Annotated in this window: 19 protein-coding genes, 3 pseudogenes and 1 CRISPR repeat array; of the genes and pseudogenes, 3 read left to right on the top strand and 19 right to left on the bottom strand. The window is 32.9% G+C overall.

What is annotated here, in order from left to right:
* Positions 1–47: 47 nt before the first annotated feature.
* The 5 genes and pseudogenes from ACX5JI_RS07915 to ppsA form a co-directional block, all read right to left on the bottom strand.
* Positions 48–147 (bottom strand): annotated as a pseudogene (locus ACX5JI_RS07915) (serine dehydratase); the annotation flags it as partial.
* 1,000 nt (positions 148–1,147) lie between these two features.
* Positions 1,148–2,008 (bottom strand): M15 family metallopeptidase, encoded by an 861-nt coding sequence (locus ACX5JI_RS07910; protein ID WP_459500548.1) that lies wholly within the window; start codon positions 2,006–2,008, stop codon positions 1,148–1,150.
* A gap of 82 nt (positions 2,009–2,090) precedes the next feature.
* Positions 2,091–3,197: a sensor histidine kinase gene (locus ACX5JI_RS07905; protein WP_459500547.1), complete on the bottom strand. Its 1,107-nt coding sequence runs from the start codon at positions 3,195–3,197 to the stop codon at positions 2,091–2,093.
* Complete coding sequence (locus ACX5JI_RS07900; protein WP_459500546.1) at positions 3,190–3,888, bottom strand: response regulator transcription factor; 699 nt, start codon at positions 3,886–3,888, stop codon at positions 3,190–3,192. The genes ACX5JI_RS07905 and ACX5JI_RS07900 overlap by 8 nt, the downstream gene beginning before the upstream one ends.
* Before the next feature lie 377 nt (positions 3,889–4,265).
* On the bottom strand, positions 4,266–6,866 hold the full coding sequence (ppsA, locus tag ACX5JI_RS07895) for a phosphoenolpyruvate synthase (RefSeq protein ID WP_459500545.1): 2,601 nt from the start codon (positions 6,864–6,866) through the stop codon (positions 4,266–4,268).
* Positions 6,867–7,193: 327 nt separating this feature from the next.
* On the opposite strand from ppsA, the gene ACX5JI_RS07890 reads away from it, so the two are divergent.
* Together ACX5JI_RS07890 and ACX5JI_RS07885 are read left to right on the top strand one after the other, a co-directional pair.
* A complete protein-coding gene (locus ACX5JI_RS07890; RefSeq protein ID WP_459500544.1) occupies positions 7,194–7,712 on the top strand; it encodes a GNAT family N-acetyltransferase in 519 nt (172 codons plus the stop codon).
* Positions 7,713–8,024: 312 nt separating this feature from the next.
* Positions 8,025–8,174, top strand: a pseudogene (locus tag ACX5JI_RS07885) (putative protein N(5)-glutamine methyltransferase); the annotation flags it as partial.
* A 201-nt stretch (positions 8,175–8,375) separates the two neighbouring features.
* Here the strand turns inward: ACX5JI_RS07885 and ACX5JI_RS07880 are convergent.
* From ACX5JI_RS07880 to ACX5JI_RS07860, 5 genes and pseudogenes are all read right to left on the bottom strand, one after another.
* A complete protein-coding gene (locus ACX5JI_RS07880) occupies positions 8,376–9,014 on the bottom strand; it encodes a VanZ family protein (RefSeq protein ID WP_459500543.1) in 639 nt (212 codons plus the stop codon).
* A gap of 28 nt (positions 9,015–9,042) precedes the next feature.
* Positions 9,043–9,933: pseudogene (vanY, locus tag ACX5JI_RS07875) on the bottom strand (VanY-A/VanY-F/VanY-M family D-Ala-D-Ala carboxypeptidase).
* Between the two features lie 117 nt (positions 9,934–10,050).
* Positions 10,051–11,148 (bottom strand): vancomycin resistance histidine kinase VanS, encoded by a 1,098-nt coding sequence (gene vanS / locus ACX5JI_RS07870; protein WP_459500542.1) that lies wholly within the window; start codon positions 11,146–11,148, stop codon positions 10,051–10,053.
* Positions 11,141–11,836, bottom strand: coding sequence for a vancomycin resistance response regulator transcription factor, VanR-F/VanR-M family (gene vanR / locus ACX5JI_RS07865; RefSeq protein WP_459500541.1), 696 nt, complete (start codon positions 11,834–11,836; stop codon positions 11,141–11,143). The genes vanS and vanR overlap by 8 nt, the downstream gene beginning before the upstream one ends.
* Positions 11,837–12,500: 664 nt before the next feature.
* Positions 12,501–13,049 carry a TetR/AcrR family transcriptional regulator gene (locus tag ACX5JI_RS07860; protein ID WP_459500540.1) on the bottom strand — a complete coding sequence of 183 codons (549 nt, stop codon included), beginning with the start codon at positions 13,047–13,049 and terminating at the stop codon, positions 12,501–12,503.
* A 173-nt stretch (positions 13,050–13,222) separates the two neighbouring features.
* Here ACX5JI_RS07860 and ACX5JI_RS07855 point away from each other — a divergent pair, with 173 nt between their 5' ends.
* The gene (locus tag ACX5JI_RS07855) at positions 13,223–14,668 is read left to right on the top strand and encodes a DHA2 family efflux MFS transporter permease subunit (protein ID WP_459500539.1); all 1,446 of its coding nucleotides are present in this window, start codon (positions 13,223–13,225) and stop codon (positions 14,666–14,668) included.
* A 224-nt stretch (positions 14,669–14,892) separates the two neighbouring features.
* Here the strand turns inward: ACX5JI_RS07855 and ACX5JI_RS07850 are convergent, their stop codons facing one another.
* The 9 genes from ACX5JI_RS07850 to cas6 all read right to left on the bottom strand — a co-directional run bounded on the left by ACX5JI_RS07850 (position 14,893) and on the right by cas6 (position 24,753).
* Positions 14,893–15,204, bottom strand: a complete 312-nt coding sequence (locus ACX5JI_RS07850) for a YjcN family protein (RefSeq protein ID WP_459500538.1) — start codon at positions 15,202–15,204, stop codon at positions 14,893–14,895.
* A 263-nt stretch (positions 15,205–15,467) separates the two neighbouring features.
* Positions 15,468–15,892: a CRISPR direct-repeat array (repeat unit 30 nt; unit sequence ATTTAAATACATCTAATGTTACTATTCAAT).
* Between the two features lie 175 nt (positions 15,893–16,067).
* Positions 16,068–16,352 carry a CRISPR-associated endonuclease Cas2 gene (gene cas2, locus ACX5JI_RS07845; protein WP_459500537.1) on the bottom strand — a complete coding sequence of 95 codons (285 nt, stop codon included), beginning with the start codon at positions 16,350–16,352 and terminating at the stop codon, positions 16,068–16,070.
* Positions 16,352–17,353, bottom strand: a complete 1,002-nt coding sequence (gene cas1b / locus ACX5JI_RS07840; protein WP_459500536.1) for a type I-B CRISPR-associated endonuclease Cas1b — start codon at positions 17,351–17,353, stop codon at positions 16,352–16,354. Before cas1b ends, cas2 begins: the two co-directional genes overlap by 1 nt.
* A 12-nt stretch (positions 17,354–17,365) precedes the next feature.
* Positions 17,366–17,860: a CRISPR-associated protein Cas4 gene (gene cas4, locus ACX5JI_RS07835; protein ID WP_459500535.1), complete on the bottom strand. Its 495-nt coding sequence runs from the start codon at positions 17,858–17,860 to the stop codon at positions 17,366–17,368.
* On the bottom strand, positions 17,857–20,424 hold the full coding sequence (cas3, locus tag ACX5JI_RS07830; RefSeq protein ID WP_459500534.1) for a CRISPR-associated helicase Cas3': 2,568 nt from the start codon (positions 20,422–20,424) through the stop codon (positions 17,857–17,859). The genes cas4 and cas3 overlap by 4 nt, the downstream gene beginning before the upstream one ends.
* Before the next feature lie 29 nt (positions 20,425–20,453).
* The gene (gene cas5b / locus ACX5JI_RS07825; protein WP_459500533.1) at positions 20,454–21,224 is read right to left on the bottom strand and encodes a type I-B CRISPR-associated protein Cas5b; all 771 of its coding nucleotides are present in this window, start codon (positions 21,222–21,224) and stop codon (positions 20,454–20,456) included.
* A 10-nt stretch (positions 21,225–21,234) separates the two neighbouring features.
* Positions 21,235–22,188 (bottom strand): type I CRISPR-associated protein Cas7, encoded by a 954-nt coding sequence (locus ACX5JI_RS07820; protein WP_459500532.1) that lies wholly within the window; start codon positions 22,186–22,188, stop codon positions 21,235–21,237.
* Entirely contained in the window at positions 22,172–24,052 is a 1,881-nt protein-coding gene (locus ACX5JI_RS07815; protein ID WP_459500531.1) for a hypothetical protein, read from the bottom strand. Before ACX5JI_RS07815 ends, ACX5JI_RS07820 begins: the two co-directional genes overlap by 17 nt.
* Before the next feature lie 11 nt (positions 24,053–24,063).
* Positions 24,064–24,753 carry a CRISPR-associated endoribonuclease Cas6 gene (cas6, locus tag ACX5JI_RS07810; RefSeq protein WP_459500530.1) on the bottom strand — a complete coding sequence of 230 codons (690 nt, stop codon included), beginning with the start codon at positions 24,751–24,753 and terminating at the stop codon, positions 24,064–24,066.
* Between the last annotated feature and the right edge of the window lie 446 nt (positions 24,754–25,199).

Raw genomic sequence — 25,199 nt, 5'->3', positions numbered from 1 at the left:
ATATAGACCATTCTTGGAAAATGAATGACTTACAAGGTGCCCCCGTATCTATTGGCAACTGTTCCAATAGCTAAAACACCTTGCAGTATGTGAACTTGAAGGACCTATCCTTACCGGCCCGATCACATCAAAACAACTTTCTTCAATAGATACTTATACGCTCCCATAATTTCTTATTTTTAATCGCAGTTGAATCTAAGTGATGAGAATGACCAATTAGCTTTTATTTTCTGCAATTACATTTGCTCAAAAAATCAGCACTGTTAACAAAATAAGATCCATCTGGTAACGCTTCCAATTTTATGTTAAATACATTCCCCTTCTGATCACACACCCTTCTTAGAATAAGAGTATCAGTATGTCCAATTTTAGAAGATTACTTGCAAGATCTTTAGAACTCTTACATCGGAACCAAGTTTGATACTTTCTCCAGAGTTAATAGATTATCTCTTAACGCCCTCATTATAACTTGTATATTTATAAATTTAATATTTTTTTATTTTTAGAAATATTGAATAAATACAATTTTGAATAGATATGAATTACACTCGGCATGTAGAAATTTTGTCCGTTGTTTGAAGCTGTATTAGTTAGTAGAAAGGCAAAAGTAACACAGATTTCCTTCGATTAACACATTGATTATATTGAGAAATCATTATACAGATACTTATATCTTCCTTTGTTGAAACATCTTATTTTAGACGTGAACGCTGTTGTAATAAATGATTCATGTAGGTGGAACGGAATACATTAAGGAAATATAAAATATTTTTGTGTATTTATTGTTCATCTTGCTTTTATATAAATTTTGTACATCCTTCTCTATTACCTGCCCAAGAGATTGGAATGTTTGATAAGATTTTAGCCTAATTCATTTTTCATATGACAAAAAGATGAATTGGAGCGTTACCTAAGCAGTTTCCTCTATGTGACATATTTTCGATAGATGACATCCACTTTTTTCATTCCTTCTAATCTAACTATGTATAAGTATGAAAATACACAAAAACCCCGAATCATGAACTTTTTAAGTGTCCGTGATTCGGGGTGCAGTTCATATTAGACTCCTATAGTCTGTCTAAACTATTTATTATTTGATTTGAAGTTGCTTCTACATACTATACCATTTGCTACATGATTTCTTTCCTTATCCATAAACAGTTACAATAACTCCACTCATATTGTCCCCTGAAATTTCGTAATGCTTATTCACTGGAACATTCACGTTAATATTCTCTGAAACTTTATAATAAGAGATCGTATACTTTTCACCTTCAACATACGTTGAAATTTCTTTTTTCTCTTTTAAGAAATCCAGATATTCCTCTAAGGTGAAATTATTTTTTTGCATAACAGCACTATGAGGTAAACCGACATAACGTATATGCCATGGCTCGTATTGAATCCCTGTAATATTACTTTTATTTTTCGGATAGCGTAAAACAAATCCGTATTTCCATACATTTTCCTCAATCCATTTTCCTTCAGGAGCTTTCTCCATTTTCATTTGAGTAGACCCAACATCAAGTGATAACCCTAAATTATGTTCACTATATCCTGCTGGAAGTGCGTAATCAGAGCCCATTTCCTCATATAGCTTCCCCTGTTCTTTGGAATCTCGATAACCGCTATTGATCAAAAAATGCTGTACCCCTTCTTTTTCTGCTGCATCTACAATCTTCAAAAACTTTTTCACAATATCCTTTGATAAGCGCAGACTTCTATCAAGTACCACATACCCTCTTACTAATTCAGGATTTTGAAATACATTTATAATATCAGATCTTATACTATCTTTCTTAACAGGGTAATCTTTATTAACTAGCAATAAATCCCCTTTATGAACTTGTTCCTTTGTAATCTCTTTCTTCTCAGTATTCGCAGCTTTTACTTTATTATCATTTTCTATGATTTTAACATTTATCTCTTTTTGAAATAACGGTGCTATATAAATCCCAACACATACTGTGCACAATATAAAAAGAAAAATAAATACCCACTTCTTCATTCCTAGTTCCTCCTTGACCTAACATATGTATAGGATAGAAAAAACTATTAAAATAAAAAGTGGGGTAAACTTAAAATTTTTATTAAATTTCCGAGCTCTCTTCTTTTGGCAATCTCACTTCAAATATTGTTCTTATTACATTACTTTCAGCAGAGATTGTACCATTATGCTGCTCCACAATATTTTTAGCAATAAATAATCCAAGACCTGTACTACCTTGTTGCTCTGTTCTTGCTTTATCACCTGTATAAAACATATCAAAAAGGTATGGCAAGTCTTCTTCTGGAATGCTATCTCCGTAATTAATAATTTGCACGACAACTTCTCCATTATCAATAGATCCATTCATATCAACAAACTGTCCATCATATCCGTATCGAATCGCATTTGTTAAAAGATTTTCAAATACCCTGGCTAACAAATTCCCGTCACCGTTAATATATAAATGAGGATCAACATTCAATCTAGCTTCTAAATGATGCTTCTCCAATAATGGGTACAATTCCTCATCTAACTGTATAAGCAACTCACTTATATTAATTGTTTTTTTATCTAAATTCAGCATACCATAATTCATTCGCGTAATTTCAAATAACTCATCAAGTAAACTTTCAAGTCGCTGCGATTTCGTAAATGCAATTGTAGAAAAATGTTTAATCTGATCTTTTGTTAAATCCTCATCTTTAAGAATTAAATCTAAATACCCTAACACAGATGTTAACGGTGTTCTTAAATCATGAGCTAAGTTAACAACGAGCTGATCTTTACTACTTTCTGCAAAGTCACCTCGTTCAACCGCTTCTTTTAACTTTTCGCTCGCTAAGTTAATTTCACGCGCAATATCTCCGAATTCATCATTTGATGAAATAGGAACTGTATTTGTAAAATCACCGTTAGCGAGATGATGAATGCCGTTAGAAATTTCATTAAAATACTTTAAGTATGGTTTTGTTAAAAAGAAAAAGAATACAATAGATAATGGAATAAAGAAAATCAAAAAGAAATTAATATCTCCAAACTCTCTTACTATTGACCTAAATTGGGCCAAAGGATCTTCATAGCGCACCATCGTTTTATAATAGAACTGTAATCCTTTATACATCATATATGTTACGCCAGCTGCTAATACCATACTTAGCGCAAACAAGGTGATCATTGTAAAACGAAAGCTTCTCATCATTTTAACCATTGAAAGTATAGCCTACCCCCCATACCGTTTTTATTAACTTATTCTTTCTTTTATCCTCCCCAAGTTTTTTTCGTAAAGTACGAATATGCACCATAACTGTATTTCCACCTTCAAAATAATCATTTGCCCATACGTGCTGAAAGATATTTTCAACACTATACACTTTCTTCGGATGGCTTGCTAATACATATAAAATATCAAATTCTTTTGGGGTCAATTCAATGTTCTCTCCATATACATTTACCGTTCGTCGCTCAGGATCAATAACAACTCCGCCTACTTCTAAAACGGATTTATTCTCCTCTACTTTCAGTTGATTTAACGTAAGAAATCGGCGTAGTTGTGCATTTACACGCGCAACTAATTCAATCGGTGTGAAAGGCTTCGTCATATAATCATCCGCGCCTAGTACAAGACCTGTCACCTTATCAAAATCAGATGTTTTCGCACTTAAGAAAATAATAGGCATATGATGTTTCATACGAATTTGTCGCGTTACTTCATAACCATCCATTTTTGGCATCATAATATCTAAAACAACTAAATCGATTGGCTGTGATTGAATGATACGAACTGCTTCTTCTCCATCAGTAGCCTTCACAACATGATAACCTTCTTTTTCTAAATGTATCCCAATTAATTCAGCAATTTCCACCTCATCATCAGCTATTAAAATTGAAATACGTTTCATTTTGTTTCCCCTCTCATTTCGTTTTCATACGCTCCATTTTAAACTAGTCCGCTGCATTTATACTACCTAAAAAAACTTTCACTAAAGGTAAATCACTGAAACAGTATTCTCTAGTTGTTTCATTTGCATTTCATTAAAAATAATTTTACTCATTTCCCTTACTTTTATCATGTTTTCTATTATAACGAGGAATGAATATAAAAACACACAAAAACCCCGAATCATGGACTTTTTTAGTGTCCACGATCCGGGGTACAGTTCAAAAATGTATGGTCTTTTTAATGTCTTATTGAACGAACGTAACCGTTACTTTAAGTACATTTTTTACAACATACCGCAAAGCACCCTAATATTAATGCTTCTCTTCTTCTAAAAAATTATAGTATTTCTATATACCCTTCTGTCCCATTCACCCTAATCATTTGTCCATCCTTGATTATCTTCGTTGCATTTTCCACACCGACAACTGCTGGTAAGCCATATTCACGCGCAATAACTGCTCCATGAGTCATCAGTCCACCAACTTCGGTGACTAGACCTTTTATGGATACAAACAATGGTGTCCAGCTAGGGTCAGTAAAGGAAGTGACTAATATATCTCCATCTTCTAAATCAGCGTCTTCCATGTTTAAGATGACACGAGCCCGCCCCTCTATCACTCCGGAAGAAACAGGTAGCCCTACAATCGCTTTGGCTGGGAGATTTTCTCGTTTGTATTTACCAACAATGATTTCACCATCAGACGTGATCACACGTGGGGGAGTCAGTTTTTCATATAATTTGTACTCGTCTTTTCGTTTGCTGATAATTTGGTAATCCAGCTTATTTGTGTGTACGACTTCGCGAAGTTCTTCAAAAGTGAGATAGTATATATCTTCTTTTTCATGAATAACGCTAGTTTGTACGAGTTGTTCGGCTTCTTTCAGTAAAGCCTGCTTATAAACGAAGTAGCGATTAATCATGCCGTATTTTGGATATTCACGATAACCGATGAAATTCCGGATTAAGTCGATCATTCGTTTTGTTTCTTTAGCTTTTTGTTCACCATCCGGTAATTGCTTCAATCGCTCTAATAACTCTTGTTCTTTTTTCAAAGCTTCCTGTCGCCCTTGCTCAAATTTCCGATTGCTGGCATTAGGTTGCAAGTTTTTAATATTATTAAGAATCATCGGGACAAGTGTAATTGGTTTTTCACTCCAACGAGTTTTCGTAATATCAATTTCTCCTGCACATCGCATTCCGTATCTGTTGAGAAAAACAACGAAAGCGTCTCTAACTTCCTGTCCACCATCAAACGTAACCAGTTCATCCAAAAAGGTATCATCTTTTGCATGTTGTAAATATTCTATTACTTCTGGATAAGGACGAATCACATCTGCGACATCCAATAGTGCGAGACCCATTTCCGAAGTAATATTGTTTGGTACAGATTGAGAAAGCGTGTCTGCTACGTTTTTTTCACCTAACCACTCGTTCATTTTTTCATTGATCCATATGGAAGCATTTATAGCAGCCATAAATACAGCTGAACTTTGTGGATCAAATAAAATCTTCTTTAATTCCTGAATATCTTCTAGAATAAAATCCAATACATCTATTCCTGATTTCGTTCGGATGTTTTGTTTTAACTCTTCTATAGATGTTTGATTACGCTTAATCAATTCAGAAACGATTGATGGATTGTTTTCGATTTGTTCGAGCATATCTGGATTGCCTCTGTTGGGACTCGGTGCTTTCTTATCATTTGGCAACGATGTTATAAAATCTCCGCGCTCAATGATGTTCATAATGGCATCTTTGGTGAGCGGATCGTGTTGTCCCATCGCATGTAATAACATGTTTCTACTAGCAGGTGAAGCCAGTTGATGTGTGACATCGACAAACAACCTTCCACCTGCTTTACGCATGGGTGCATTAGTCGTTAACAGCCAAAAAGATAATCCCAATGGTTTCATAGGATCCGTCATCATTTGTTGATGACCGACAGATACATAGACGTGGTTTTCTTGATCATTCACTTCAGGGATGGGGAAAAGAGTCGTGATTGGGCGACTTTGGACGATATAAAATGTATCATCAATGAAACACCATTCGATATCTTGTGGGCGATCAAAATGTGCTTCCAGCTTTCTACCGATTCTTTCAAGCTCTAACACTTGCTCATCTGAAAGTGTAGATAGATTCTGCTGATCCGGCTCAATTTCCTTTTCTTCCGTTCCGCCTTCTTTTCGTCCATATATAGCCAACTTTTTCGTAGAAATCGTCTTCTCCACAATGCTACCTTCCCGCACTTTATAATTGTCCGCAGACACGACGCCAGAGACAAGGGCCTCACCCAATCCAAAGCTAGCATCGATCGACAGCACCTTTCGGTTTGATGTAACTGGATCAGCTGTAAATAGTATTCCGGAAGCCGTTGAAAAAATCATCCTTTGAATCACAACAGACAGATAGACCTTTCGGTGGTCAAATCCGTTTTGCATACGATAAATCACTGCTCGATCAGTGAATAAGGAAGCCCAGCACTTACTAATATGTTGTAAAATTGCATCTGTTCCTTTTATATTTAAATAGGTATCCTGTTGACCAGCAAAGGAGGCGTGTGGTAAATCTTCAGCAGTTGCACTAGAACGAACTGCATAAGCATATTCATTGCCAAACTGGGAGAGTGTGTGAGTAACAGCTTTCACAACATCGGAAGGAATTTCTGCCTCCAAAATGATGTTCCGAATCTCCCTGCTGATTTCACCAATTTGATCTCGGTCCTCTACTTTCAGCAGTGTTAATTGGTTCACCAATGCGTGGAAGGCTTCGTTTTTTTCGAGGGCTTCTTGATAAGCAGTTGTCGTAACACAAAAACCTTCAGGCACTTGTATTCCATCAATATTCGATAACTCCCCTAAATGAGCCCCTTTTCCTCCGGCCATCATTTGTCTCGTTTTATCAACCTCTCGAAATTCTAGAACATATTGGTTCATTTCTTTCCCTCCCATTTTATCGCTCAATACGAAAACGAATCGTATGACAAAAATTGTTCATCTCATCAACGAATTACATTTACATGTATCGCCAGAGAAGCAACTTCGCTTGATTAATACTAACAAGTTAATAAATAAAAAACAGACTAAAAATGATTAATTATTAATGGTATAATTAAATTAGGGAAAAGGACAGTTACCGATTATATATCGTAACTGTCCTTTTTTTGTAACCAATCGTTCTTGAACGCTCCTGCCTTGTTAGTTGAAGAAGGGATGTTATAATAAATTTTATTATTTTACTGTTTTGCATTGGAGGCACTTAACTTGGAAATTAGAAAAGCAAGTAAAGAAGATATAAAGGGCGTATCAAGAGTTTATGTTGATAGTTGGAGGACTACTTATCGTGGTCTAGTACCTGACGATTATCTGGACGAATTATCGTACAAAGACGCAGAAAAAAGATGGATTGATTTTTTAAATAACGAAAATGAATCTTTTATTTATGTTGCCATTAATGATACAGAGAAAATTATAGGTTTTGCATCAGGTAAAAGTATTGATGAGAAGAATTTTGATGGGGAATTATATTCGCTTTATCTCTTACAGGAATGTAGAGGATTAGGTGTTGGGAAGCAGCTTGTTTCAGCTGTTGCTAAGCATTTTAAAGAAAAAGGTATTTATTCTATGATGGTTTGGGTAATGAAACAGAATAAATCTGGACTTGGTTTTTATGAACGTATGGGCGGAAAAGAATATATTCATAGGACTAGTACGTTTGGAGGAACAGTAGTAGAGGATGTTTCGTATGGTTGGAAGAAGATCTCAGAATTATGTGCTGAGTAAGAGTAACAAAGATTTACACGCGTGTACCTTGTTTAATTAACGGGATCTATCGTTGAATAAAACTTAGATTTCCAAACGGCTTTATGTTAACTGAAACAACTGTCTTTCACTTAACATAACGTTTAATTATTTTCTATTTTTGTTATTCTACACTTTCCAATGAAATAGAGTAACAAAAATAGAATAATAAATGAAAATCAGCATATCACCTCAAACTAAAGCACCCCTTCGTATTATAAGGTCAGCCAGAGAAATCTGGTTGACTATTTTTCATTCAATTTATAGATTGATAGTAGCCGGGGTAGAACGGAAGCACCCATGGGTCATCTACTCGTTGAGACTAGCCAACGACAGGCATTGCAAACTGTTGAGATATTTGCTCAAAACTGGCTAATTCCACAGGTGAAAAATTGTGATGAACTGGACTCTACTGTTGTAATCGGAACTAAACCATATCTTTAGATTAAATACGGACAGCTAGACATTACCACAAATAAAAGCCCAATAATCTATAAATTCCTGGTCCTTTATTTGTACTTCCAGTAACGAAAACTATTTAAATATATAAAGGTAACTGTGAGAATTTAAAATGAATGGGTATATGTGATATCCTATTATTTAAGAATCAATTTGCTTATATTATCTGACAGTATCTTAATCACCTCATTGGAAGATTAGAGGCCTTCCAAATAAAGCTGGATAATAAATTAACATCATACCTACATGTGAGCAAACTAAATAAAAAATAGCCTCGTATTTTATTACTAGAGAAGAGTTATTATCAAGCTTTTTTTCATCTCTTTTATATATCATTTTAAATAAAGCTCTATATAATAAATACCCAATAATCGCCCCCAGGGTGTTCATAAATAAATCATCAATATCTGTAATTCTATTATTTGGCAATTGACTTAACTCAATAGCCAATGAAAAAAAGAATCCAGCATATACGGTATTTTTCATTGTTCTAAACTGCGGCCAAATAGTCGGCAATAAAAAACCTAACGGCATAAATAGTAAAATGTTCAAAACATACGTAGTAATACCTTCAGAAGCAAATGGAATCAAGTTGATTTCACTTGCACGAATCAATGTTTCATATCTTCTTATATCCCATACAGTCGCTATCTGCGTCACCTTATACACTAGCGAAAGGTAGAACAGAAAAACATACACCCATAGAAAATGCCGAATAGATATATTTTTTTGCGCTTTAAAATAAAATCCAATTTGAAACACAATACAAAAAATAATAGTAAAAAAATAAGTATACAAATAACTAATCAAAACTCCTGTATGCATATAGAATCTCCTAACTTTACATTTAAATCTATGACTTTGTCATTTTAGAACATAATTCAAGAACGGATGTCACAATCACTCCATCTATATTATTACCAGAAATTTCATAATGTTCACCCGCTGGTATTTCAACGTCAATTGTCTCGTTTTGAGAAATGGGATAATATGAGATCGTATATTTTTGCCCATCAATACTAATAGAAATGCTCTCTTCTTCTTTCAAATAATCCAGATATTCTTCCAAAGCTAAATTCATTTCCTGCATAATCGCACTGTGAGGCAAACCGACATAGCGAATATGCCAAGGTTCATATTGAATTCCCGTAACATCCGTTTTATTCGATGGATAGCGTAAGATAAAGCCGTATTCCCAAGCATTTTTTTCTATCCACTTTCCTTCAGGTGCTTTGTCCATCTTCATTTGAGTAGATCCCACATCAAGCGATAATCCCAAATTGTGTTCGCTATGCCCTGCTGGCAAAGCATAATTAGAACCCATTTCTTCGTAAAGTCTACTTTGCTCATCTAAGTCTCGAAAACCACTGTTAATTAAAAAGTGCCAAACCCCATCTTTTTCAGCATCAGCTATCATCTCAGAAAATGTTTCAGCTATTTCTTCTGACAATTTAATTTTGTTATCAAGTATCTCATACCCCTTTGTCAATTCTTTGTGTGTAAATAAATTTATGACATCTGATTTTATACTCTTTTGGTGAACAGGATGTTCCTTGTTGACCAAGAGTAGATCCCCTTGATAGATCTGCTCTTCTGTAAGCTTAATCTTTTGGGTATTTTCAGTAGCTGTATTATCATTTTTTTTTTATATTTGAACCTCTACTTTATCTTGAGATATCGGTAATATATTAAAAATAAAAACTATGAATAATGCAAAGGACAATAAAAATCCCCACTTTTTCATTTTTAGTCTCCTCCTTGATGTAACCTGTTTATAGGATAGGAAAAACTTTTAAAATAAAAAGTGGGGTAAACATTAAATTTTTCTTAAATTTTCACTTGGATTTTATTATTAATCTTCTTAGGAATCCGCCATTGGTAATCGGACTTCAAATATAGTGCGTATTAAATCACTTTCTGCAGTTATTGTTCCATTGTGTTGCTCTACAATATTCTTCGCAATGAATAAACCGAGACCTGTACTATTTTCTTGATGAGTTCGTGCTTTGTCACCAGTATAAAGCATATCAAAAATATGAGGCAGTTCATCTGGAGGAATGGCATCCCCATAATTGATAACTTGAATAACGACTTCCTCTGAATCAATAAAACCGTCGATATCTACATATTGCCCCTCATACCCATAGCGATTTGCATTAATTAGAAGATTTTCAAACACACGTGCCAATAACTCTCCATCGCCCATAATAGATAAAGGGGGAGTAATATTCATTCTTGCTATCAAATCGTTTTTCTCGAAGACGGGATACAACTCTTCTTTCAATTGAATAAGTAGCTCACTTAAATCGATTTGTTTCTTTTCAATTGGTAACATGCCATAATTCATCCTAGTTATTTCAAATAATTCATCAATTAACCTTTCTAAACGTTGAGATTTGGTAAAGGCAATCGTTAAATAATGCCTGATCTGATTTTCAGTCAAGCTATCATCCTTAAGGATTAAATCTAAATAACCTAAAACAGAGGTAAGAGGTGTACGCAAATCATGAGCCAAATTTACTACTAACTGCTCTTTACTACTTTCCGAAAAGTCACCCCTTTCTATGGCTTGTTCCAATTTTTCACTTGCCAGATTAATACCTTGTGCAATATCACTAAATTCATCATTTGACAATATTTGAACTCGATGTTTAAAGTCACCCTGAGCAAGATAATGAATTCCTTTTGAAATCTCATTGAAATAGGCAGAATAGGGTTTTGTAAGTAAAAAGAAAAATAATATTGAAAGCGTGATAAATAAAAGTAAAAAGACGTTAAGGTCTCCAATATTTTCTATGATTTTGCGAAAATAAGCTAGTGTATCTCCACGATTAACATTTGTATAATAATACAATTGGAGTACTTTAAAGAGTAGATATGTTATGGCGCTAGACAACAACATGCTTAAGCCTAACAATACTATCATTTTTGAACGAAAGCCTCGTAGTATGTTACCCATTGAATTTATAACCTACCCCCCATACAGTTTTTATCAATTTGTTTTTTCGTTTATCCTCTTCAAGTTTTTTCCGCAAAGTACGAATATGAACCATAACGGTATTCCTACCTTCATAGTATGCATCCCCCCATACCTTCTGAAAAATATCTTCTGCACTATAAACTTTATTTGGATTACTGGCTAATAAATATAAAATTTCAAACTCTTTCGGTGTTAACTCAATATTCTTACCATATAGAGTAACTGTACGTTGTTCAGGAGAAATCGTTAATCCTCCAAATTCCAAGTTTGAGTTCTGTTTGGTTTTAGGTTGATTCAACTTCATAAAGCGTCGCAGCTGTGCATTTACCCGAGCTACCAATTCAATGGGTATAAATGGTTTCGTCATATAATCGTCTGCTCCAATCACGAGTCCCTGCACTTTATCAAAATCAGACGTTTTAGCGCTCAAAAAAATAATGGGCATATTATGTTCTTCGCGAATGCGATGTGTAACTTCATATCCATCCATTTTCGGTATCATAATATCCAAAATCAGTAAATCAATTGGTTGAGTCTGGATAACATCAATGGTTTCTTGCCCATCCGATACCTTAATGACACGATACCCTTCTTTCTCTAAATGTATAGCAACCAAATCAGCGATTTCAACATCATCATCAGCTATTAATATTGTTATATTTTTCATTTATTTCACTCCTAGACAAAGTTATCATTAATCGTCAATAAGTCATACGAAGTTGTATCATAAAAAAACATCAGTTTTTGATAGTTAGTTCCGCACAGTTAGTTTAAGTACATTTCTTCACAATCTTTATAGTGATATTAACATAAATATCTAATAATAAAATCATCTCTCCTCTAAGACATCTATAGAGGAGAGATGATTTTATTCAAATATTTTTATAATCAATCTTTATTACAAAAGTAAGTTACCGCAAGTAAAAATTCAAGAATTCCTAGTAGTAATGCGACGATAGTAATAACATTTAATACCTTATCTTTATAAAAAACTTTTTCATCATTTCTCCTTTTTACCTTCACTTGAAATAAACTTTACCACAAAGTAACAGTTACTTGTTCAACCTATTGATCAGCACGTTCATTTAATTGGGCGTATGAAAGAGCTGAAGTATTAATCGCAGCTGTAGAACGCAACCCATTTCAATCAACGCTTTATCAAAGCCTTCTCGTCAGTCTGAATATGTATATTGATTTAAAATGTTTTCCTTGACATTCTATTAGCTGGTTTAGCGCAATTAAGATGTAAAATAACAACTGTTTCATTTATTCTCACTCATTAAAAACTAACTTCTAATCATTTCTTTACATGATTGATATATAGTCTAGAATCATTGCCCTCTGTACATTAAATAAATTTGATTTGTAATATAATCTGAACTAAAGTGAAGTCCCTTCCTTATCCACCACATGATGATACCCACTAATGAGGCCGTTTTAATCTCAATCGCAACATAATCAGTAGGTAAATCCTCCTTGGTATTCTTTCTTCTTGTTTCTACTAATTGCTTTAATAATAAAAATAATTGCTCCTCAAACTGATTCATATTAAATAAAAGAGGCAAATAATTCCGATGAATATATAAATAATCCAGCAATTGTGTTAACTGTTGTTTTTCTGATAGATCTTGTGCATGTAGTAAAGCAATCATTTTATTAGAAAGCTCATTTAAAATCTCATCGGTGATTTGCGTTAGTAAATCTTGAATATCCTGATAGTGTAAGTAAAACGTCGTTCGATTTAATCCTGCTTTGGCTGCGATTTTCTGAACTGTTAAATTGGAAATAGTGACTTCCTCACTTAAAAGAGAAAAGACGGCATTTTTAAACATTTCTCTTGAACGAATTGTACGAGGATCTTCTTTTTTATGTATAGACATTTTAAAACTCCTTTATAGATTTTCCTTTGACTTTCTCGACATCCTATATTTTCTATGTCGATTAGTGAACATTTCATACAAAATTGTTCATGGTCAGAAATATGTATCTTTGTTACTATGGATTTTATCGACACAATGTCGAAAATGCAAGTCTAACGCAAAGGAGTTTATAGATGCAGAAGGAACTAACAGAGAAAAATAAAAAAGTTTTATTAATTGTACTGATTGCGGGCTGTTTTTTATCAACATTAAATCAGACGTTATTAAATGTTGCATTAAGTGGTTTTATGGATGTATTTCATGTAACGGCTACAACTGTACAATGGTTATCAACAGGCTTTATGCTCGTAAATGGTGTTTTAGTACCCATTACAGCGTTTTTAATGAAACGTTTTACAACGAGACAGCTATTCATTAGTTCGATGTTCTTTTTACTCATCGGGTCGGTATTTTGTGCCTGTGCAATGAATTTCGGTATGCTGTTAACAGGAAGAATGATTCAAGCAATTGGTGCTGGAATTATTATGCCTCTAATGATGACAGTTATTTTATATTTATATCCTATCGAAAAACGCGGAAGTATTATGGGAACAATTGGCTTTGCAATCATTTTCGCACCAGCCATCGCTCCTACATTATCTGGTTTTATCATTGAATATATATCATGGAGATGGCTATTTATTGGGTTAGTCCCATTTGTATTAATCGTCATTGCTCTTGCGTTCAAATATTTAATAAATGTTGTAGAAACAACAAAAGCGAAATTGGATATCACAAGTGTCATCTTATCAACAATTGGCTTTGGCTGTATTTTATTTGGATTTAGTAGTGCCGGAAGCAAAGGCTGGGATCATCCTGTTGTTATGACAACAATTATTGCCGGAATACTCGTTACGACTTTATTCTGCTTACGTCAAATAAAATCCAAAGATCCATTATTAAATCTATCCGTATTTAAGTATAAAATTTTCACTCTCACATCGTTCATCAATATACTCATTACAATGATTATGTATGCAGATTTAATCCTTTTACCAATTTATTTACAGAATGGACGAGGTTTTACACCTTTCGAAACAGGTTTACTTTTATTACCCGGAGCTGTGATCAATGCCTTCTTATCACCTGTCACAGGTAAGATGTATGATAAATATGGCGCTAAACCACTCTTTATTACAGGGTTACTATTTGTCATTATTTCTATGTGGGGCGTAATTGATTTAACCGAATCCACAACGTATATGTATGTAATGGTTCGCACCTGTATTTTACGAATTGGCTTAAGCTTCATTTCTATGCCTTTAAACACAGCAGGATTGAATGCTTTACCAAGAGAATTAGGTTCACATGGTTCAGCAGTAAATAATACCATTCGCCAATTAGCTGGTGCTATTGGAACAGCAGTTGTTATCACAGTATATACAATGCAAACGACTTCACATGCCTCTATGCTATCTATGGAAAATGGAAATATTGCAGCTACCCAACTAACAAAACTAGCTTCTATCTTTGGCTCAAATGATGCTTATACCTTTATGTTAGTTTTATCGATTGTAGCGTTACTACTTGCATGCTTTATGCCTAAAAAAGCAGCTATCGAAAAGGAACAGGTTAATTAAGTAACAGATTAATTACTATCATATTCAAAATGTAAGCATATCTGAGATTTTTCAGATATGCTTTATTTTAGTTATGGTTCTATATCGGTTCATCATAACGTAGCTTCCTTCTTCCATTATATAAAAAAGGATAATTAGCCTCATAACGGACTAACTATCCACTATATTTACATCTTATTTTGAATCTTTTTTTCAAACAGATTATTATTTACCATTATTAAACATTAAGGATTAGCGAATGTAACTTCATATAAGGAATTAACTTTTTTAACCGCTGCAGAGCAAGCATAACCTGTTTCATCTTTCCAACCCGGAAAACTATAATAAACCTTACCATCTGCACTCATTATGATTTCATTATTCACATCTCTCATCGGGTAAACATCACCAGTAACAGCTTGCACTGGATGGAAATTCAAAAAAATTGTTGTACGAATCGCAAGTATAGGTGTACTGAATAAAAATCTATACACGAAAATAAATGATACAACTACCAGTATTCCTATTATAGAAATAATCGTGAATTTCTTGTTCATTTTAAGCTCCTTTAACTTCCCCCTGTTTTCTTTTCTATGTATTCTATTTCATCTAGTATTTGTCTTTCTGTTATTTTCGATGATTTCTGGGATGCGGTTACGTACTAGTTTGTTGGAGGTTTGGATTGCGATTTCTCCAGCGCTTTGGTTTCTCTTCAGTCAGAATAGAAAGTACAAAATCAACTTACCAGCAAAATATCGCTACATATTTAATATTACTATTCAATCGAAGTACCATTCTGTGAGCTGGATACGCATGCAGGATTTAAATACATCTAATGTTACTATTCAATGCTATGACAGACTAACTGCACTTAACAGTAAAAACTTATTTAAATACATCTAATGTTACTATTCAATGTGCTGACTTAGTAAAAGCATTACAGCGTCGTGTATTTAAATACATCTAATGTTACTATTCAATTAATAGCTCAGCTCATGGAGTAGAAGTTTGCTACTAATTTAAATACATCTAATGTTACTATTCAATGTACTAGCTCGCACTAGTGCGCCAGCTATCCTGATATTTAAATACATCTAATGTTACTATTCAATCGTCCACACGGGATTACCATTTATGTATAGGGACAGAATTTAAATACATCTAATGTTACTATTCAATCGGTGGAAACACAACTAGTCAGATGCTCGCACGCATATTTAAATACATCTAATGTTACTATTCAATGCCGAAGAAATAAGGGGTACAAACTCCCTATACTCCATATAATATTATATGAACCGTAGGTTTAACGGATTTTTTACCAGCGGCAACTTATTACTTTCATTTTTTCAAAAGATGCGAAAAACCCTTTGATACATCTAGGTTTCTTAACGTTCACTCATAATTCCACCTGGTAAATTTATAGAAATAAGAGGTCCCCATTTCCTGATTGACCCATTTCAATCTCCTCAAAGCTATGTTCATTTATCATTTTAATAATTGTGATAAAATCTTCTCCATCTTCCATGATATCCTTTAGTTCTTTTTCCATTTGCAATAAATTAGAAGGCGTGATATTCCCTCTAAAAATAGACTTTTGGTAGTGATTTAAATATTTCTTACAAATCTTAAATACTTTCGTCACCCTTCTCTCATTTACGTCATAAAAAACAAACGCATAATTCGCATTCATTTTCTTCTTCATTATTTTTTCTCCTTTATATTGAATGGAACGAAAGTTTTCCCCTCCAAAATAAATTTTGTTAATTTGTAAGCATCTAGCTTAATTGCTGTCTGATACGAAACTTTTCTCTTTAGAACTGGATGCTGAAATACACCGTTAATTCTTTCTTCAAATGCTGCAATAAATATTTTTTTACCCGGTTCATTTAATAAGCAATAATTTAATTCTTGATCAAAGTGCTTTTCAACCTTTATTTTTTTATTCTTAATTGTTTCAAAAATTGTGCGAAACACAATAACGGGTTTAAAAACCTCGCATAAATCTAAACAAAGCGAAAATCTCCCTTCACTTGGCTCATGTAAAAAACTAATACATTGGTTCAAATGAGTATAATAGATTTGTGAGATTGTCTTTGAATATAACAAAGAGTTCCCAAAAGAAATCATTGCATTTAACGGGTTATCTGGTGGACGTTTTACTCGTTTATGAAATACAAATTCTTCCGGTAAAAAAAGTGAAAATGAATCATAAAATCTTTTCCAAATTGACCCTTCAATGAACAATAACTGTTGAATAGAAATATCTTTATCTAACATTCTTGGAATATCTTTTCTGAGCCAAACTAATAAAGTTTTTAACTCTTTCACATCATGTTTATAATAATGGTACAATACCTCATGTATATTTTGAGCTATTCCTAATACAATTGCTTTTGCAATATTTAATCGATAATTCTTGAAAGCTTCCGCTTGTAAAATTGTTAACTTTCCACTTACTAACTGTTCTTTTGGATAGTACGTTCCTGAATACTGCTGGTAATAATTAAAAAAATGAACAACAATACCAACCTTACTCAAAAAATCAAATAGTTTACTATTTAAACTTACTTCATTCAAACAATAAATTTCCTTAACTCCTTCTACTGGAATATAAGTATGTCCGTTTTCATTTCTAAATATGAGAGAATTATCCTTGCGCTTCAATTCTCCCATATTCAATAAATATTTCGTCGTATTTGCCATTATTTATCCTCCCTATATATAACAATAATCGTAGTACGCACATTTTTTACATTTACTTTTATATATAGGTTCAACTGGAATGCCTCCTTCTACGTACTGCTTTATATTAATTAATATTTTTTCCAACTGTGCTTCTACTTCGGCTGTTAATTCTACATAAAAAATATTTTTTGTTTGCTTATTTTTTTCAATGAATTGGATCTTTCCTGTACGTTCAACACCCTTAGCCCTTAGAACTTTTAAATAAAATAAAGTTTGCCATTTTACGGCTTCAATATCGGAATCAGATTTTTTTATTTCTACTAAATAATCATCAGTTAACTTATCAATTCGAATATTCTCGATGGCAATCTCTTTTTTCTTCGCACGTTCATTTTTCAATTCATGCAATATTTTACCTATCCGAACATCCTCGCTATTATCTTCTAAATTAATTTTATTGGCGAACAGCCAACATTGCCTCTTACAATGAAAATAATAATTCACCATAGTTCCTGTTATTTTCATAAGAACATACTCTCCGCTCCATCAATATATCGTTTACGATTAAACTTCTTCGTTCCCGTTTCATCATCCAATTCCATATATTGTTCACCATTGCTAACGTAAAATATTATTCCCGCACTATCGTCATAACGTGGCGGATGTGGCCTTCCATTCGAATAAAGCGTATACGTAAAATATGGCATATACTGTCTTAATCTTGAAAGTTCTATTTGCCTCTGTGCGTAATTCATTGTTTTATTATTTGATAATTGTTTATACTCGTTCCATAGTTCTTCACCTTTTATTACTTCTCCATCTTCCATTTCTAAATCATAAGAAATAAATAATGTGAGTGGTTTCTCAGTAATCAACTTCATATGTTTAGATACCGCTTCAAACTCTAAAAACTTTATATTAGTAATAAACACATTTTCATTAGTTAGGCTTTGTCGTTTATTCCTTTCATCCAACCGCCTAAAGTTTAAATGATAAAAATCAGTGAAATCTTTATTAATTAGACTTTCTTGATACTCTTTAAAATGAAGGTTTTTTTCCGTTCGAAAATCGTTTCGATATATATTCCCCGCTTTATCCAAATCAAAGAAATACGCATGACAGTTCTGACGTAAGCAAGAACGGTTTATACGTCCAAGAAACTGTTCTTCTGCGTCCATTAACGAAATATCCTTAAAACCAATATCCATATCAATGTCTACACCTGCTTCAATGACTTGTGTCGCTACAACAATTACATTTTCTAATATAAAATGACCTTCCTTATCTTTCTTGGTCAGTTCATCTAATATTATTTTTCGATAATAGTTGTTGTCATCTCCCGTTAACTCTACTACTCTCATTGTCCTGAAGTTTTCTCTTATCCTGTTATAACAATCTCTTGCAGTTGTTTTACTAATACACTCTATTAACACTCTGCTATTTTCCCTACTTGCGACTATTTTTTCTACCTGTTTAACTAGCTGATCAAGCGTAAAATCCTTATTTTCTAGTAATTCAAAATGCAATTCCACACGATCTTTAAATAATGGATGTTGAAAATATTTTGTTCGATCCGGTATTAACTCAACAAATAGATTCTCTTCTTGCAGTAATTCATCTAGCCGGGGAAGTGTTGCAGACATAATAATAAACTTAATGTTCAAACACTCACTAATTTCATGTAAGAAATGAATAATCTCAGACCAAATAATATTTCGGTAATTTTGTATTTCATCTAAAATAACAACACTATTACATAAATGAACAAGTGCTAGATTAGATTCTCTTCCTAAACCAAATAAGTAATGAAAGAAATTTACATGGGATGTTAACGTTACTGGATATTGCAACATTTGTCGCCTAAATAATTCTTCTTCATAGTGAAGTACTGGTTCTTCCATTTCTGATTCTGATTTAGTAACAATTGGGGTAACAGAATTTACGACAGATATTCGATACTTCTCTTGAATTTCTTCTGAGTATATTTTGCTAAATGTATTTTTTGTTTGTTCAATGAGGGTGTTGAAAGGAAAAACATACATAATTTTATTTGTACGTTTATTTTGATGCATCAGCTGTAGGGACAAATTTAGAGACATATTCGTCTTACCACTACCTGTTGGGGCCTCTAAATAAAATAAATTTCTATCACTATTTTTAACGAGCTCTTCTTCAGATGCTACAAACAATTCCGAACGTAAAGCATTAATTGGACAATGATCAAAATGGTTGGAGTCTTTCTTATAAAACTGAATCCCTTTATATACGTCCGTTTCTCGATAAATAGATAGTAGCTCTTCTATATCTGCTTGCTGTAAATAATAAAAAGTAGGCTGCGAACCATTTTGATAGGTGTATGTTGCCAAGGAATCACAGCTGACAATGGATGAATACAGCAATTTTATTAATAAGTAAAAAGGCGTTGGCTTATGACCATCATCAAAGCGGAAATTATCCCGATCTTCAAATTGCTCTACAGGAAATTCCTGTAACAAACGATCTTTGTAAGCATAGTACGCAACATATTCAGGTGTATGTTTTATTCTACGGTATAAATGAAATAATCTTTTATAAAATTGAACCGTATTTACATCTTCTAAATAAGTATGATGTCTTGATATACAATAAGCAAATGCATATAAGACATGATTTAAAAATCCACGTACCCCATCGTCATCAAACGATTTTACTTCTAAACTAAAAATATCTAAATAAAGAAGTGCCGATAAAAGCGAATGATTTTTATTATTGTACTCACTACCACTTTTCAATGTAATGAACTTATTTTTCATTTTCAAAACTTGAAAGGCAGGATTTATTTTCCCTAAATCATGTAAATACACAGCCTGTTCAAATAATTTTTTTATAAAACACTGTACGTTATCTTCTAAAGCTTCTCCATCAAACGTCAAACGGTTTAATATTCGAGTTAATATGTCATCTAACGTATTTTCGCTTTTTAATTTTTCATAGAAAAGCAACGTTAACTCGGAATGCTCTACTAGTGTTTCTTTTTCTTTATTTCCGTTTTTATCTGTATGGGCATACAAGCTATCACTATTTAACAAATAATCATTAATACCCACCACACACACCTCCCCCCTTTACTTAATAGTTTTTAAAGAAACGCAATCATCCGTCCTTCTGTTTGAAATACATGTAATGTAGGAGACACTTGTTGTATTTTTCGATTCGTAAATACGATTTCATCAAATTCATAATAATTAAGATCCGGGTTTAATTGTGTTGGGATATATTCTTGAAAGAAATATCCTGGCTTTTTATCAAAAGTTCCTCCTCTCGATGCAAATGAGATATCTTTCAAATAGGCTAATGATGAGATACCATTTACTTGATCTACTTTTTCTAACTCAACTATTCGAGGATGTTCAATATGAGCAGGATGATCATTTTTCCCTAAGTAAGGGACATATTCACATAAAGAGAGAAGTAAATAATTTTTCAACTTGATGAATGTTTGTTCATCTACACTACCATCATTCCATAAGTAAATTGACCAATGAGGATTTTCTAGCCATTGTTCTCGGACGATTAAATTGCCACCTTCTTCCTTACTCGCATACCCAACTGTATTATTAAACACCTGAATTTTCTTTGAAAAATAGCCCCGATCACCATGTGGTACAATGCTAACTTTTAAATCTTTTAATAATCGGTAAAACTCTGGATATTGATTAATGTGTGAGTTTCCATCTTCAGCAATGTTTTTTTGTTGCTGCGTATACCCACCAGCACCAATGATTGCTCCCAATAATCCGTAAAGTGCAATTTTATGAATATGACTATATGTGAAGTAAACATTAGAATTTACATCCGGCTTTTTAAAAAAGGCCGTCTTGCCTTTTAACTCAAAAGCTATCGCTTCCATATCATCACTCCTAAACCAATAAAGACTCTATTTCTTCTTCTGTAAAGATATTTTTTCTTATAAACATATCAGTATCTGTAACAATAGAAGTAGTTAGAGGATTATAATACACTTCAATACCCTCTAGCTTGTTATGAAATGGTTGTAATAGCTCCTCTATTTTTCTCATATCAATGATGTACAAATTATCTTGCTTGGAGAATTCAATATATTGATCAAGCTGCGGTAAATAGAGCGGTTCATCTTCCTTACACGTTACAAATAAAGCAAAATTATTAAAGCATCCTGATTTGCTATTTGTATTTAGAGCTGTCGCGCTTAATAATGACGCCTTTTTAAATTTCATATATGCTTCTTCTGTATATCCTTCAATCCCATCCATGAAACTTGTATATTCATCATAATTTTTTGGATTCACAGAGAATGGATAAAAGTAATGTGCTTCATTACTTACAATTTTCGCCCCTAAACTAGATGCCTCTGCATTTTCCTTACTAGAATTGCGAAATGGGGATAAAATATCTTGGCTTTCTGTATTTGTAAGTTCATATTTATTCATGCCTTGACCAATTTGAACAACGCCTGTTATTCCAATATTTTGACCTTCTACAGCAAAAGTCGCTCCGAAATTCATAACATCCACTGCGGAGAATAGGTTCTGTAACACATCCACTGTCTTTGATTTTTTAGAAACTTCTGCATTAAAAATTTCTTGATAACGTTCTATCAATTCCTTAGGTTGTAGTTTTCCTTCTTTTTCATTTACCTTATAAGACTTGATATATAATACCTTTTCCCCTTCATTTAACCAATATTTCTTCATACTGAACTTTAATGCTTTATCACTTCCAAAAACCATTCCATCACTCGTCGACTTTGGTCTCCCTGAAAAATCAGCATTCCAGTTTGACATAATACTAGAAACTCCTATTACTCCATGTACACGTTTATGCCATTTGCTCATGTTCCACAGCCCCTTTTTCATAGAATATATTGTTAGCCAATAGACCTGCTACTAATAAATCTTTGTTTACTCCTTCACTTCTCCCCTCAGTTTCAAACCCCATTACCATCGCAAAAGCATTTTTAAAAGAAACATTCCCCATGCTTATGGCATGTCCATATTTCAGCAATAAATCTTCTAAACGACGTTTTAATTGATGTGGATATTTGGCCCGTAGAATAGGCTCAAACATACCAATTGTTTTGGACCTCGCTTGCGATTGTGATAATAAATAGTACCCTAGCTGTCCAGCTAAATAATAAAATTCCAAATCATTTTCACAAACAACTAATTCCTTACTGTGGATTTTCTCTTTCAAGGCGTTACTCACACTGCGAATACAATCTCCCATTCCCTCTCCTCCTGTAACATGAAAATATTTTAATAAAGCTACCCGTAAATTAAATGCTTCTGCTAATTGTGTTGTATACGCACCTTCAACTATTTTACATAATTGCTCTTCTATTAAATTTCGAGTTAATTTGTCAATCACAAATCTTAATGATTCATTTGTTCCTTTACAGAAAAAATCATATAGCGCTTGTCTGCTTTCAAGAAAATACGACAGCATATTATTCGTAAAATCATTTGTTTTTATCTCAGGTTGATGATTTAAAATTGAACCGCTCATTCTACCTCTAAAAAAATATTGGCTCATTAACATCTTTAATTGTTCCCGTTTCTCCACTAGATAGAATGATTTAGCAACCAACATACCATCAACTTTTTCTTTAATTTCTAGTACATTTTGAACTTCAAAACCACCTTCATTTAAGGACTCCAAAATAGAAAATGGCACATTCTCGTAGTAATCAATGCTTCCTTTCTTATCCATTCTAATATGATAATTACCTTTATTTTTTGTAGCGTGAGACGTAAATATCGTGTCGGTAGAAAATACATGCTCCCGAAATTTCCCCTGTGATTCCAACCATGAGTAGAAATCTTTTCTTGCAATTGCACTATCTACTGAAATACGTAAAGGTACACTCGTTTTCATCGTTTTTAATAAGAGAAATGGTTTGTTGCTGTTTACTGTCATATCCCCACTTGGTAATCCAATAATAGAAGATGAATCCGGATAGTTATACGCATCAACGGTAAAAATTCTTGGTAATATATATAACTCATATTCTGTTTTATAAGTTTCTTCATCCGCTTCAAAAAAAACTTTTATATAGTTTTTGAATCCATATTCTTCTTTCAATTCGTGGAATAATTCGATAATTAATGATGTATTAGTTGTTAAAAAAGTTTCATACTGATGATTACGTTTTATCCGCTCTTCATCATGTAATACTTTCATCAAATGGGGATAATATGTCTCAAAGAAAGTTTGTCTATTGTTCAACATTTTTTCCTTTAATTCTTTTGGTCTCGTTACGATGGGATATGCATCTAAAAATTGAGAAGATAATTTTTGTAGTTTCTTGTAATACTCTTCAATACGTCTAGCTAGTTGCTCTGCACCATATATCTTCTTTTCCCCTAACAACAATTCTTCTTTCATAAAAAACGTTAAAGGATTGGTACTATGAATTTTCTTTTTAGGAAGGTCAATTAACTTATTTGCATCATCATTTAACATACCGCTATAAAAATCTCTTATTTTAAACCATTCGTATAACTCCCGGTTTTCAATAACTTCGTCACTTTTATGATCATGAATATATATGTTTTGGTGTATGCTTTTCACATTGTCTTGAAATGATTTAGCAGCATCGAACTTAATGTATATCCCATCTTTCAATCTGTAGTTATCTAAAACAATTGCCGGATTCTCATTAACAGCCCTTTGAAACTTCTCAACTAAATCAATTAACATCGTTTCACCACCTACAAATAATTAGCAAAACAAAATCCGCAGCCTAGTGCACTATTCTTCTCCCCAAGCCCACACCCTAACGCTACATGTGCTAGTAATTGAGATTTTTCATCTTCCTTCACAGCTATCTTTAATTTATTCCCGAGTAACCGAACGTTTTTATACTTCGTCGCAATTGGTTTACTATTCAAAAGTTCAATCCTTTGAATAAACGATTCATTAAAATCACCTTGACCATAAAATGATGTATACTTTTTCTCCAAATTAGCTTGTAATCTTTCCAATAATATATCCAAATCATCCTCTGGTAAAAAAGGTTTATTATCTACCGTAATTACAACAGGAGTCACTGTGTAAAGTTCAGCGATATGCTTCACTGGTAACGTTCTCAGTTCCGACGAAAGTACTTGCATAAAAGAGTTATTCACTTTAGGAAAACATCCTTGTAATTCTCTTAAAAATTTCTTATCCATACTTTTCAAACGAACTATATATACTGCTCCCTTTTTGTACATTTTATCTTTCTCAAACGGATAAAAATTACTAAAAACATAATATTTATAGCCTGTTCTTCGATGTAAATCTTTTAACTTTTCATTATGAAACATAGTTTCATTAATATAACGACCGATTAATTCTATGCTATCTTGATAATGCACCTTTTCTTTTAATAAAGCTGTTATGATTAACTCAAAATTCATTTTAAACCTTCCTTTCAGACGAATATATCGTAATCTTTAAGGATCAGTATAAACATGGTGATAACTAGATTCTTAATCAAATTCTATATTGTGAGGATAACTATAAGAATTGATGGGTTTCTGGTTTATACAAATTCAAAATATAAAAATCGAACTGAACAAGATTTGTTTTTTTATAATACATCCAATGTTATTATTTAAATGATTTGACTTACTGCTCTTGATAATGACTTACTGCTCTATTTAAATACATTCCATGTTACTGTTCCTACTTAATTAAAAATTCATCCTATTAATCAGCTCTTTAATTAATATAATTGTAGCTTTACTTAATCTGGTATTTCTACACAAATCGTTCCTCAATATATTCCATATTTCTACAAAAAAATAGAATATATATTTCCCTATGAAAATACACACCATCATCTCTTCAAAATTATAAAAGT

This window comes from Bacillus sp. C1 (genome assembly GCF_054570475.1).
The sequence above is the reverse complement of the archived record's forward strand: the minus strand, read 5'-3'. Positions and strand labels throughout refer to the sequence as shown.

What these genes read in the sequence shown, in the direction of transcription:
- ACX5JI_RS07910 (WP_459500548.1), bottom strand. Translation starts at nt 2,008, where the DNA reads ATGAAGAAGTGGGTATTTATTTTTCTTTTTATATTGTGCACAGTATGT.
- ACX5JI_RS07905 (WP_459500547.1), bottom strand. Translation starts at nt 3,197, where the DNA reads ATGGTTAAAATGATGAGAAGCTTTCGTTTTACAATGATCACCTTGTTT.
- ACX5JI_RS07900 (WP_459500546.1), bottom strand. Translation starts at nt 3,888, where the DNA reads ATGAAACGTATTTCAATTTTAATAGCTGATGATGAGGTGGAAATTGCT.
- ppsA (WP_459500545.1), bottom strand. Translation starts at nt 6,866, where the DNA reads ATGAACCAATATGTTCTAGAATTTCGAGAGGTTGATAAAACGAGACAA.
- ACX5JI_RS07880 (WP_459500543.1), bottom strand. Translation starts at nt 9,014, where the DNA reads ATGCATACAGGAGTTTTGATTAGTTATTTGTATACTTATTTTTTTACT.
- vanS (WP_459500542.1), bottom strand. Translation starts at nt 11,148, where the DNA reads ATGGGTAACATACTACGAGGCTTTCGTTCAAAAATGATAGTATTGTTA.
- vanR (WP_459500541.1), bottom strand. Translation starts at nt 11,836, where the DNA reads ATGAAAAATATAACAATATTAATAGCTGATGATGATGTTGAAATCGCT.
- ACX5JI_RS07860 (WP_459500540.1), bottom strand. Translation starts at nt 13,049, where the DNA reads ATGTCTATACATAAAAAAGAAGATCCTCGTACAATTCGTTCAAGAGAA.
- ACX5JI_RS07855 (WP_459500539.1), top strand. Translation starts at nt 13,223, where the DNA reads ATGCAGAAGGAACTAACAGAGAAAAATAAAAAAGTTTTATTAATTGTA.
- ACX5JI_RS07850 (WP_459500538.1), bottom strand. Translation starts at nt 15,204, where the DNA reads ATGAACAAGAAATTCACGATTATTTCTATAATAGGAATACTGGTAGTT.
- cas2 (WP_459500537.1), bottom strand. Translation starts at nt 16,352, where the DNA reads ATGAAGAAGAAAATGAATGCGAATTATGCGTTTGTTTTTTATGACGTA.
- cas1b (WP_459500536.1), bottom strand. Translation starts at nt 17,353, where the DNA reads ATGGCAAATACGACGAAATATTTATTGAATATGGGAGAATTGAAGCGC.
- cas4 (WP_459500535.1), bottom strand. Translation starts at nt 17,860, where the DNA reads ATGAAAATAACAGGAACTATGGTGAATTATTATTTTCATTGTAAGAGG.
- cas5b (WP_459500533.1), bottom strand. Translation starts at nt 21,224, where the DNA reads ATGGAAGCGATAGCTTTTGAGTTAAAAGGCAAGACGGCCTTTTTTAAA.
- ACX5JI_RS07820 (WP_459500532.1), bottom strand. Translation starts at nt 22,188, where the DNA reads ATGAGCAAATGGCATAAACGTGTACATGGAGTAATAGGAGTTTCTAGT.
- ACX5JI_RS07815 (WP_459500531.1), bottom strand. Translation starts at nt 24,052, where the DNA reads ATGTTAATTGATTTAGTTGAGAAGTTTCAAAGGGCTGTTAATGAGAAT.
- cas6 (WP_459500530.1), bottom strand. Translation starts at nt 24,753, where the DNA reads ATGAATTTTGAGTTAATCATAACAGCTTTATTAAAAGAAAAGGTGCAT.